Origin of the sequence: Mycobacterium gordonae (assembly GCF_001417955.2) — a bacterium.
Taxonomy (GTDB): domain Bacteria; phylum Actinomycetota; class Actinomycetes; order Mycobacteriales; family Mycobacteriaceae; genus Mycobacterium; species Mycobacterium gordonae_B.
The window spans coordinates 50,546-62,183 of the sequence record NZ_LKTM01000002.1 but is presented as its reverse complement, the minus strand read 5'-3'; the positions used below and the strand labels follow the sequence as shown (position 1 = coordinate 62,183).

8 protein-coding genes and 1 riboswitch are annotated in these 11,638 nt (G+C 66.6%); of the genes, 1 reads left to right on the top strand and 7 read right to left on the bottom strand.

Going from position 1 to position 11,638, the window contains the following annotated elements; translation table 11 throughout:
- Nucleotides 1-10: 10 nt before the first annotated feature.
- Nucleotides 11-973: a dTDP-glucose 4,6-dehydratase gene (locus AO501_RS02340; protein ID WP_055576195.1), complete on the bottom strand. Its 963-nt coding sequence runs from the start codon at nt 971-973 to the stop codon at nt 11-13.
- 132 nt (nt 974-1,105) lie between these two features.
- Between AO501_RS02340 and AO501_RS02335 the strand changes: the two genes are divergently transcribed.
- Nucleotides 1,106-2,116 carry a hypothetical protein gene (locus AO501_RS02335; RefSeq protein ID WP_055576194.1) on the top strand — a complete coding sequence of 337 codons (1,011 nt, stop codon included), beginning with the start codon at nt 1,106-1,108 and terminating at the stop codon, nt 2,114-2,116.
- Here the strand turns inward: AO501_RS02335 and AO501_RS02330 are convergent.
- The 6 genes from AO501_RS02330 to AO501_RS02305 form a co-directional block, all read right to left on the bottom strand.
- A complete protein-coding gene (locus AO501_RS02330) occupies nt 2,100-3,320 on the bottom strand; it encodes a peptidoglycan DD-metalloendopeptidase family protein (RefSeq protein WP_055576193.1) in 1,221 nt (406 codons plus the stop codon). The genes AO501_RS02335 and AO501_RS02330 overlap by 17 nt on opposite strands.
- 24 nt (nt 3,321-3,344) lie before the next feature.
- Nucleotides 3,345-6,536 (bottom strand): isoleucine--tRNA ligase, encoded by a 3,192-nt coding sequence (ileS, locus tag AO501_RS02325; RefSeq protein WP_055576244.1) that lies wholly within the window; start codon nt 6,534-6,536, stop codon nt 3,345-3,347.
- 322 nt (nt 6,537-6,858) lie between these two features.
- The gene (locus AO501_RS02320) at nt 6,859-7,089 is read right to left on the bottom strand and encodes an Rv1535 family protein (RefSeq protein WP_055576192.1); all 231 of its coding nucleotides are present in this window, start codon (nt 7,087-7,089) and stop codon (nt 6,859-6,861) included.
- A 277-nt stretch (nt 7,090-7,366) separates the two neighbouring features.
- A riboswitch (M-box (ykoK) riboswitch) is annotated at nt 7,367-7,536 on the bottom strand.
- Nucleotides 7,537-7,711: 175 nt separating this feature from the next.
- The gene (locus AO501_RS02315) at nt 7,712-8,830 is read right to left on the bottom strand and encodes an NAD(P)H-dependent flavin oxidoreductase (RefSeq protein WP_055576191.1); all 1,119 of its coding nucleotides are present in this window, start codon (nt 8,828-8,830) and stop codon (nt 7,712-7,714) included.
- Nucleotides 8,831-8,847: 17 nt separating this feature from the next.
- Nucleotides 8,848-9,429 (bottom strand): carboxymuconolactone decarboxylase family protein, encoded by a 582-nt coding sequence (locus AO501_RS02310; protein WP_055576190.1) that lies wholly within the window; start codon nt 9,427-9,429, stop codon nt 8,848-8,850.
- An 8-nt stretch (nt 9,430-9,437) separates the two neighbouring features.
- Nucleotides 9,438-11,189 carry an AMP-binding protein gene (locus AO501_RS02305; RefSeq protein ID WP_055576243.1) on the bottom strand — a complete coding sequence of 584 codons (1,752 nt, stop codon included), beginning with the start codon at nt 11,187-11,189 and terminating at the stop codon, nt 9,438-9,440.
- Nucleotides 11,190-11,638 lie beyond the last annotated feature (449 nt).

The following is an 11,638-nucleotide window of genomic DNA, read 5'->3' as shown; positions in this document are numbered from 1 at the left end:
CCGCTCCCGATCAGGTCGCGGCTAGCTGAATCTCGTTGTCGGACTCGTTCATTGCCCATTCCACGTAGCGGTCGATACCCGCCCAGATTTCGACCTGCGGCGCGAAGCCGATGCTGCGCGCCATCTCGATGTTCGCCGGATAGCGCGCGACCTCTCCGGGACGCGCGGGTCGTTTGACGACGCGCACGCCGAACTTGCCTGCGATGTGCTCGGCGATGTCGCGCACGCTGGTGTTGATGCCGCTGGCGAAATTGATCGCGCGACCCTTGAGGCCCGGATTGGCCAGGACCAACAGGTAGGCACGTATCACGTCGCTGACATGGAGGTAGTCGCGCGTCGCGGTGCCCTCACCGAAGACCGTGAGATCCTCACCCGCCATTGCCTGCCGTACGAGTATCGGAATCAACGCACCGAACGCACCGCTCTTCTGCCGCTCTCCGAAGATGTTGAACGGCCGGACCACACTGACGTCCATGTCATAGGAACGGAAGTAGGAGTAGCACAACCGGTCTGCCGCGGCTTTCGACGCGCCATACGGGCTGTTCGGCATCAGCTCGGCGGTTTCGTCGAGAAGCTGGTCCTCACCCAGGTTCTGGCCGTCGCCGTACACCTCGCAGGTCGAGGCGTAGATGACGCGCGATCCGCTGCGGCGGGCCGCCTCGAGGATGTTGTAGGTGCCCATCACGTTCGTGTCCAGAAAGCTTTTCGGATCGCTGAGTGACTTGTCGACGTTGACGTTCGCGGCCAAGTGGAAGACGACGTCGTGCTCCGGCACCGTCTTGGCGGTCAGTTCAGCATCGGTCACCGAGCCGAACACCACATCGGCCCGCCCGTCGGCCCGCAATCGACGGGTGTTCCTCTTGGCGGCGCTCGACAGGGTATTCAGCACGGTCACGTGATGCCCTGTGGCCAGCAGCGCCTCGGCGAGGTGGCTTCCCTGGAAACCAGCTCCCCCAGTGACGAGAATCCTCACCGCACAAAGCCCCCCACGTTCCGTGCCGTTCTTCGTTGAACCGGCTCATAGCTTACTGGCCCGTCGTGGCGCGCCGGGTTAAGCGGCCCCGACACGTACGGTGGCCGTAGAGACTGAGAGGGGGGTTGCTCGGTGTGTCCGTCGAATACCGGATCCGCTGACGTCGCGACCGAAGTTCGCCGGGAGATCCAGGCCTGGGCCACCCATCCGGCTCTGAGCGAGTTGGTGGAGATGTTCGGCGGAGCCGTCCCGCCCGGCCTCGGTCTTGCGGCGCGGTTGGCGTGGCTCGACGAGTTCAGCACGGTGTGGGATTACCGGGCACGGGCGCGGGCGGGCGCGGGCCGGGTGCACAGCCAGGACGCTGCCGGTGCGGTCCGGTGGCTAATCCCCCGGCTGACTATGCCCGCTGCACAGCTGGACAAGATATCGGCGCTCGCGGACGAGCTGGGGCTCATCGGTGAATCACAGCCCAGTGCAGACGATTTCGATTACCTGCTGGTGATCGGCGGCGGCCGGTACACCAACCGGCTGCGGGTGGCCTACGCACGCGAGGTGGCGACCGGGCGGCGCATCGGCCACGTGGTGTTGGCCGCGGCCTCGCGCGAACTCATGGATTCCGAACGAGACGCCGTCGCCCTCATCGCACCGCAGGCCCGCACCGAGTTCGACCTGTTGGCCGCGGCCGCCGGCGAAGCGCTCGGGCTTGACACCCGCGAGGTTCAGGAGCACGCACAACAACGGATCGATCGGCCGCACCGCGACCGGGCCGTCTGGCGATTCCCGCCGGACAGCAACGACCTCGGCATCCCGGTCACACTGCTCGAAACACCATCGCCCGACCCGGACAACCGCCGGGCCAATTCCGGTGACACCTACACCTTCGCCGCGCAAACGGTGGATATGCACCGGTCGACGTGCCTGCTGGTGACCGGACAGCCGGTGGTTCCCTATCTGCACTTCGAGGCGCTGCGAACACTGGTGCTGCCGTTCGATATCCGTTTGGAGTCGGCGGGATTCGGGGTCGATCGCTACAACCGGCTGGGCGAGCTGGACGAGCAGCATCCAGCCAAGATCTTGCAGGAGGCGCGGTCGGCCATCCGGTCCGCGCGCGCCGTCGCCGAGCGGCTCACCCAGGAATGGTGATACTGCACGGCGTCACCGCCGGATAAGTACCCGACACCGGCCGGGGCCGCCCTCGCGGCGGCCACGGCAGCAGGCCCAGGTTGCCCAGGTACCGCAGCGGGCTGGTATGTCTGCCGTCGGCATGAACCTCGAAATGCAGGTAGCCGTCGGCCGATTCGGCTTCCGGGCCGACGACGCCGATTTGAGTGCCCGCGGCGATGTCGTCGCCCACCCGGTGCTCGCGGTCGGGGCGAAACACGTACACCATGTCGACCCCGGCGTTCGATACCACCACCCGCCGCAACCCATCGTCGTCGAGATCGGCTGTGCGACTGACGGTCCCGGATGAGACAGCGTGGATGGCGGTGCCCGGGGCGGCGGCGAGGTCGATACCGGGGTGGAAAGCGCCCGCGCGCGGACCGTAACCGGCTCCGATTGCGAGGTGCTCGCGCTCGATCGGCAGGCACGCACCCACTTCGGCCGGATCGAAATCGCCCTGGACACGCCTGCGGTAGTCGGCCTCGAGCAGGTCGACCTCGTCGCGGGCATAACCGAACAACAGCGCGCGGTCGTACGGGACACCGTAGTTCAGCCGGCAATCCGGATCGATTCTGCGGTAGTGATCGACCTTGGCGACTCGTTCGGCCAGCGTGGACCAACCGTGGTGCACCAGGCGAACGTCGTAAACCATTCCGATGCGACCGTGCTCGGTGATGTTCGCCGGCCAGTGCGGGTTGTGGATCATCCGTGTCCCGGCCCGCAGGCCCGGATGCCAGCGCCAGAACGGTCCGCGTACCGACTCCGCCGGCCCCATGACCGGGATCATCTCGGGAAACTCCGGGTCCTGCCACGTCGGGATCATCGGGCACATCAGCGCCGCCACGTCGGCCGGAACATCGGCCAGCATGCCGCGTACGTCGACGTCGGCCTCGACCACCTGGTCGGAGTCGATCATCGCGATCCAGTCGGGCCGGCAGAAATCGGCCATGCGGTAGAGCAATTCCAGCCCCGGCGGTTCCGGGATCAGCCACGGCGTCTGCGGCAGATCCGACCGGGCGCGAACGACGTTGGTCACCGCCGGATGCTGCGCCAGGATGTCGGCGGAGTTGTCGGTGCTGCGGTCGTCGATCGCGTAGATGTCGTCACACCAACCGGACAACGAGTCCAGGACCCGAGGCAGGATGTCCGCACCGTTGTGCACGCGGAACATTCCCAGCACCCGCATCGTCCCCTCCGTTCTGGCTGTGTACTAAGCCGATACGCGATGGATGGATACCCGTACGCCGTCACCGATCTCCGTTCCATCGGCGGGTTCCCCGAATTCGAAACTGGTGGCCAGGATTTCACCGGCGATGAGGTCGCGATGCGTCGCCGCCCACGCGGCACGCTCGCCGGGCACCGACATCACCACGGCGATGCGGTCGGAGACGTCCAGCCCGGTCGACTTGCGCAGCTCCTGCAGTTCCCGGATGCGGTCTTTGGCCCAGCCCTCTGCCTCCAGCTCCGGCGTCACGGTGCCGTCCAGAACCACGAGCCCGGCGCCACCCGGCAACGCCGCGGTGTATTCGGGGTCGGCGGCCACCAGTCGCGAGCTGTACTCCTCCGGTTGCAGCACCGCGGGTCCGGCGGACAGGGTTCCGTCCGGGTTGACCACGCCCTCCCCCGCTTTGACGGCCTTGATGGCCGCCTGCACGTCCTTGCCCAACCGCGGGCCCGCGACCCGCGCATTGACGGTGAGCTCGAATCGGCCGTAGGTGTCGATCGCGTCGGTCAACTCGACCTGCTTGACGTTGAGTTCGTCGCCGATCAATTCGGTGAACGGCTGGAGTTGATCCGGGTCCTCAACTGCCACAGTCAGTTTCAGCAGAGGTAAGCGCACCCGCAACTTCTTGGCCTTGCGCAGGGACGACGCCGCCGAGCACACGTCGCGCACCTGGTCCATGGCGGCCACCAGGGCGGCATCGGCCGGCACCTCACCCGCCCGCGGCCAGTCCGTCAGGTGCACCGAACGCCCGCCGGTCAGTCCACGCCAGATCATTTCGGTGATCAACGGCAGCAGTGGGGCGGCCAGTCGCGCGGTCACCTCCAGCACGGTGTGCAGGGTGTCGATCGCGTCCGCGTCTTCCACCCAGAACCGCGAACGGGACCGTCGCACATACCAGTTCGTCAGCGCCTCGGTGAACTGGCGCAGCTGTTCGCAGGCCCCGGAGATGTCACAGATGTCCAGCGACGCAGTCAGGTCGTCCCGCAGCACCGCCAGTTTGGCCAGGATGTAGCGGTCCAGCACGTGTGTCGAATCGGTGCGCCACACACCGACTTTCGGTGCGTACAAAGCCAGGAAGCTGTAAGCGTTCCAGAACGGCAGCAGCACCTGCCGGACTCCGTCCCGGATGCCCTGTTCGGTGACGATCAGGTTGCCGCCGCGCAGGATCGGCGATGCCATCAGGAACCACCGCATGGCGTCGGACCCGTCGCGGTCGAACACCTCGGTCACATCCGGGTAATTGCGCAGTGACTTGCTCATCTTCTGCCCGTCCGAACCCAGCACGATCCCGTGGGCTACACAGGTTTTGAACGACGGCCGGTCGAACAACGCGGTGGCCAGCACATGCAACGTGTAGAACCAGCCGCGGGTCTGCCCGATGTACTCGACGATGAAGTCACCCGGGTAGTGGCCGTCGACCTGCTTGTCAGGGTCGTCGCTCTGCACCCCGTCGAACCACTCCTTGTTCTCGAACGGGTAGTGCACCTGCGCATACGGCATCGAGCCGGAATCGAACCACACGTCGAGCACGTCGGAGATCCGGCGCATGGTGCTGTTGCCGGTGGGGTCGTCGGGGTTGGGGCGGGTGAGTTCGTCGATGTAGGGCCGGTGCAGATTCTCCGGCCGCACCCCGAAGTCGCGTTCCAGCTCGTCGAGGCTGCCGTATACGTCGATGCGGGGGTAGGCCGGGTCGTCGGACTTCCACACCGGGATCGGGGTGCCCCAGTAGCGGTTTCGTGAGATGGACCAGTCGCGGGCACCCTGCAGCCACTTGCCGAACTGTCCGTCCTTGACGTGCTCGGGATACCAGGTGATCTGCTGGTTGAGTTCCACCATCCGGTCGCGGAACTGGGTCACCCGCACGAACCACGACGACACCGCGCGGTAGATCAACGGGTTGCGGCAGCGCCAGCAGTGCGGGTACGGGTGCTCGTAGGTCTCGTGTCGCAGCAACACCGCTCCGTTGGCCGCGGCGGGACCGGTTCCGTTCTTCAGGTCGCGGATGATCTGCGGGTTGGCCTCAAAGACGTGCTGGCCCTGATAGTCCGGGACCGTCGCGTCGAAGCGGCCCTTGGCGTCGACTGGGGTGACCGGCACGATGCCGACGGGGTCGGTGGTCGCCATGTCGTCCTCGCCGTAGGCCGGCGCCATGTGCACCAGGCCGGTGCCGTCCTCGGTGGTGACGAAATCGGCGGAGAGCACCTGAAAAGCCTTGGGCGAGTCCATGAAGTACGCAAACGGTGGCAGGTAGCGGGCGCCGAGCAGATCCGCGCCCCGGTAGGTGCCGAGCACTTCGGGCTCTTCCCCGAGTTCGCGGGCATATGCGGCCAGCCGGGCCTCGGCCAGCACGAATCGCCGTTCGCCCACCCGTACCTGGACGTAGGTGACGTCGGGATTGACCGCGACCGCGAGGTTCGACGGCAGGGTCCACGGCGTCGTCGTCCAGATGAGAAGGAAGGCACCAGCCAGTCCATTTTCCGACTCGCCGCCCACCACCGGGAAGCCGACGGTGAGGGCCGGGTCCTGGCGGCTCTGATAGACGTCGTCGTCCATCCGCAGTTCGTGATTGGACAACGGGGTCTCGTCGCGCCAGCAGTACGGCAACACCCGGTAGCCCTCGTAGGCCAGGCCTTTGTCCCACAGCTGTTTGAACGCCCAGATCACCGACTCCATATAGCTGGGATCGAGTGTCTTGTAGTCGTTGTCGAAGTCCACCCAGCGCGCCTGACGGGTGACGTACTGCTGCCATTCGTCGGTGTAGCGCAGCACCGAGGCACGGCAGGCGTCGTTGAAGGCGGCGATCCCCATCGAGTCGATCTGCGACTTGTCGGTGATGCCCAGCTGCCGCTCGACTTCCAGCTCGGCGGGCAAACCGTGTGTGTCCCAACCGAATCGGCGCTCCACCTTGTCGCCGCGCATGGTGCGGTAGCGCGGCACGATGTCCTTGACATAGCCGGTCAACAGGTGCCCGTAGTGCGGCAGGCCGTTGGCGAACGGGGGGCCGTCGTAGAAGACGTACTCGCGGGCGCCGTCCCGGCGCGCGATGCTGGCCCGGAAGGTGTCGTCGCGGAACCAGTAGTCGAGCACTTCGAGCTCGAGCGCCGGGAAGTCGGGCGCCCCGCTGGCCAGCTTCGGATAGGCGGTGCGGTCGGCTTCGAGTTCAGCTTCGTCGCTCACGTGGTTAGTCTCCGGTGCCTCGATGAGTTCAGGCACGGGGACGACGGTTGCGCTGGTGCGCGAGCGCCGCGGTACCACCCCGCTTGTCACGCTCCCGCGTGACCACTCGAAAGGCTGTGACGGGCCTGCCCGTTCGGTTCTACTAGGCCGGATGGCTGTTCTTCCGAAAGCTCCCCGGTGATGGCCGGATCGACGCTGGTGTGGTGATTCTAGATTGATGCTGCTGTGTTGATTCTAGAGGACTCCGAGGGGTTGGCCCGCCGCAGGACGCACCTGCGGTCGGCTAACCCCTCGGAGTCCCGGGTAGCGCAATGTCCATGGGTTACGCCTGAACCTCGAGAACACCGATGCGCCACAGCGCGGCGTACATGTGCCGCAGCGGGATGTTGAGCAGGCGTGCGGCGCCGGCCACCAGCGGGTCGCCTCCGGCTGCGAGCACCTCTTCGGCGCGGCGGGCCTTCTTCGGCGCCGGCGCGGCCGGGACGTCACGCACCACATGCAGCTTGGGCGCAGCGGTAACGGTAACGACTTCGTCAAACAGGGCAGCGGTCATGATCGCCTCCTAACAGGATCAAACGTTGACAGGTGGACCTTCAAAGATTCTTGGGAAGTCCCGTCCCGCAACGGTTCCGATAGGAGCGTGGTTGACGGCTCAGCCGAGAACGTCGCACCGGAGACCGGTCAGGGACGAAACATCGCCCGGATATCGACCCGGACTGCCACTGGAACTCATGCGTTCCTCACCTCCTCTCGGTTCACGACCCACGCGAATATCCGCGTGATCTATCGCGCGCACAAAGGAGAACAGATAGCCGACGCTCCGCCGGAAATCCGCACCCCTCTCGTCAGAGCTTTGGCACTACCCGACGTGTCCGGTAAACCGGAAGCCACCTGGGCTCAACCCTTAAGCCGGGAGGAGCTGTCCTGACCCGGGGCGTCTTTCGACGTTCGGGGTCAGTGGCCTGTGTTCGTGTAGCCGCCTCACCTAACGAGGTGCTTGCCTGACCGATAATGCACGACTCGCGAGCCTCGGTCAACGCGGCACCCCAGGGTTTCGCGATCTTTATGCTTTCACTACGGGCGCCCACAGCGTTCCCTCAGCAATAACGGTCCTGAACTGAGAAAACAGCACCTGCCCGGAGGCGATCTCCAGGTTACGTTTCGTTATGAGTTCGCTATGTCACATCGGTCAGGCGGGTGATGGTGTCGATGTATTCCTCGACCATGTCGAGCACCACCGCGCGCGTCGGCCGGACCCGGTCCAGCGAGCCGACCACCTGGCCGACGAAGTAGGTCGCCAGATCCCGGGCTTTCGCGCCTGGGTGGGCGGCGGCTTGGTTGATCCGCACCTGGGAGTCGGTGATCAGGGCCGTCTGCAGCGGCATCCCCAACGGGTCCGGGGTGTCGGGCCGTTCCCACTCCTCGGTCCAGGCGGTGCGCAGCATGCGGGCCGGCTTTCCGGTCATCGACCGGGATCGCACCGTGTCCGACGATTTCGCGGCCAGGAATTTGTCCTTCACCACCGGCGCGGTCTCGGCTTCCTCGGTGGTCAGCCACACCGAGCCGCACCACACTCCTTCGGCGCCCAGCGCCAGCGCGGCCGCGATCTGCCGGCCGCGGGCGATGCCGCCTGCCGCCAGCACGGGCGTCGGCGCCACGGCATCCACCACTTCGGGAACCAGCACCATGGTCGACACCTCGCCGGTGTGCCCGCCCGCCTCGGTGCCCTGCGCGACGATCAGGTCCACCCCCGCCGCCGCGTGCCGCCGCGCGTGCTCGGTGGTACCGGCCAGCGCGGCCACCAGTACGTCGTGGCTGTGCGCCCGCTCGACCAGGTCGTGCGGCGGCGGCCCGAGCGCGCTGGCGATCAACCGGATGTTGTGGTTGAAGGCGACTTCGAGCAGCGGTTCATAGCCCTTGGGAGAGATGTTGAGCCCTCCCCTGATGACCTCTTCCTGCTCGGCATGCGGCGCGACGCCGTAACGCGTCAGGATGTCGTCGACGAACGCCCGATGCTCGGCGGGCAACAGATCCTGGGCCTGTCGTGAGTTGACGCCGCCCGTGTCGGCCCCGACGTACTTCGGCGGCAGCAGCAGATCCACTCCATACGGCTTGCCGTGCGTCTGCTCCTCGATCCAGGTGAGCTCACTCTCCAGCCGCTTCGGACTGTGGGCGGTCGCGCCGAGTACCCCGAACCCGCCCGCGTTGGTCACCGCGGCCACCACGTCGCGGCAATGACTGAAGGCGCAGATCGGAAACTCGACGCCGAGCATCTCGGCAACTCTGGTTCGCATGCCGCCGACGCTACGCCCTACCGATCAGCCGACGAGGGCGCCCGGCCATCGGGCGGCCAGGCGGCCACCCCGTCCTCCAGCGGAACCTCCAGGCTCTGCAGAATCGACGCGACCATCCGCCACGCGCCGATGACGGTGACCAGCTCGATGAGAACCGTTTTGTCACCACCCAATTCGCGTTCGCAGGCCGCCCAGCTCGCGGCGCTTACCGCGCCGTCGCGCACGACGTCGTCGGTGGCCGCCAGCACGGCTCGCTCGGTGGGCCCGAACCCGTTGTGGCTCTGCCAATCCCGCACACCCAACAGATCCTCGGCAGACACGCCGAGGCGCGAGGCCACCCGCCAGTGCTGGGTCCACTCGTAGTTGCACTCGGTCAGCCACCCGATGCGCATGATCGCCAACTCACGCAGTCTGCGGTCGAGGGTGCCGTGCCAGAGCATGGTGGCGAGCAGGTCGTTGAACACCCGGGCCAACTGCGGATGGTTCAGCAGCGTCTGGAAAATGCTGAGCTCGGCCATGTAGTCCGGCACGCCGGCTTCATCAGCGGCGGCCTTGGCCTCATCGACAGGCAGCAGCGGTATCCGGGCGGGCTTGCTCATGGGGTCGGTCAGGCGTCCAGCCGCGCGAACGCCTTGTCCTCGTACATTTGCACCGACTGCTGCCGGCGGATCTTGCCGCTGGTGGTGATCGGGATCGACCCGGGCGACACCAGCACCAGGTCGGCGACGTTCAGCCCGTGCGAGTCGAAGATCGCGGCGGTGATGTCGCGCTTGAGCACCCCGAGGCGCTCCGCCAGGTCTTCCGCCGACTCCTCGCTCTTCTGTTTGATCTCGACGATGGCGGCCAGTTTCTCGACGCCGTCCTGCGGAACCGCGATCGCCGCGCACCGGCCGGCGCTGATCTCCTGGATGGTCGCTTCGATGTCGTCGGGAGAATGGTTGCGGCCGTAGACGATCAGCAGGTCCTTGATCCGGCCCATGATGAAAAGCTCACCGCCGGAAAGAAATCCGGAATCTCCGGTGCGCAGCCATGGACCCGCCGGCGTACCTTCCGACGGGTTGACGATTGTCGCCCCGAACGTGTTGGCCGTCGTCTCCGGTTTCTCCCAGTAACCGGAGGCGACGTTGCCGCCCAGCACCCAGATCTCGCCGACCGTACCCTCCGGGCACTCGGTACGGGTGTCGCCGTCGACGATCCGGACAAGTTGCGACGTCGGCACGCCGTAGCTGACAAGCGGTGTGCCGCTTCCCTTTTCAACCCGTACCGCCTGGCCGTCCGGCAGCTTCTCGGAATCGAAATCCACGATCTCGGGTGGGTCGCCGACCTTGCGGGTGGCGATGTACACCGTCGCTTCGGCCATGCCGTAGGCCGGCCGCAACGCTTTGGCGGCAAAGCCGAACCGGGCGAACCGGTCGGCGAATCGCTTGAGAGTCGCCGGCTGGACCCGCTCACTGCCGTTGAGGACGCTGTGCACGCCGCTCAGATCGAACCCGGCCAGATCCTCGTCGGAGGTCTTGCGGACGGCGATGTCGAACGCGAAATTCGGTCCGGCCGAGATGGTGGTCCCGTAGCGGGCCATCAGCTGCGGCCAGCGGGCCGGACGCTGCAGGAACGCCACCGGACTGGTCAGCACCGTGCGCCGGCCGGCCAGGATCGGCATGATCGCCCCGAGCAGCAGACCCATGTCGTGGTAGAGCGGCAGCCAGGACACCACGTCCAGGTCGGCGGGCGGCACACCGCCCTCGTTGACGAAGAAGTCGGCCATGACCTGTTCGAAATTGGCGAACACGTTGGCGTTGGAGACCGTGACGCCGGCGGGTGTGCGCGTCGAGCCGGACGTGTACTGCAGGTACGAAGTTCGCGACCCCTCGTCGGCGGCACTGCCCGGGCGGGAGGACTTCGGCCGGGAATCGAGGTCCAGCAGATCGACTTCGAGGATCGCCGGCGGATTTTTACCCGCCTGCGGCTCGACACACTCCTTGACGTTGCCGACGGCGGCCGAGGTGGTCAGGATCACCGACGGTGCGGTATCGGCCAGCACGGAAATGGTCCGCTCGTCGTGGGCGCCGCCGTAGGGCACCGACAGCGGGACACCGATGAAACCGGCCTGCAGCGCGCCCAGGAATCCGACGACGTATTCGAGCCCCTGGGGCGCGAGGATCAGCGCCCGGTCACCGGGCGCACCGTTCTGCTTGAGCTGCTCGGCGATGTTGAGCGTGCGGCGGTGCAACTGCGCCCAGGTCAGCGTCTCTTCGACGCCTTCCCACTCCTGGTCGTAGTTGATGTAGGTGAGCGCCGGGCCGTTGGGATTCAGGCTGGCGCGTTCGCGCAGCACAGCGGGGATAGAAGAGCCAACCACGGGATCGCACACTACCCGCCGGAACACGCCCCACGTGGTCCGTATCGCTGAAGTCGAATCACCCCTCGGGCCGATCTCGTTGCTGAATGAGCTCGTACCTCGACTTTCGCCGGTCATCTCCGGCCGTATCGAACCGGGCGCGGGTCTGCGTGCGGGTCAACACGTTCCACGAGGAAACGACGGCGCCCGGCTCATTCCCGGGCGACCCGATCGTCTGCGGGTCGGTCGCCGGTCACACGGCTCGCGGCGCCGCCCGCAACCGCAGCCGCCGGCCGCCCGGTCCGAGTGCCGAGCCGTCGGCACACCGATGGCTGTTCACCATCTCCGGGCAGGGAAGGCCACACCGAAGGCCGCCCGGCCCGGCTCCGGTTGCGCGAGCGTCCCATTCTCCGGTTCGAGCACCCTAAGCTGGCCTTTTGCCGCCGTTTGCCACGCCCGTCCGACAGCCA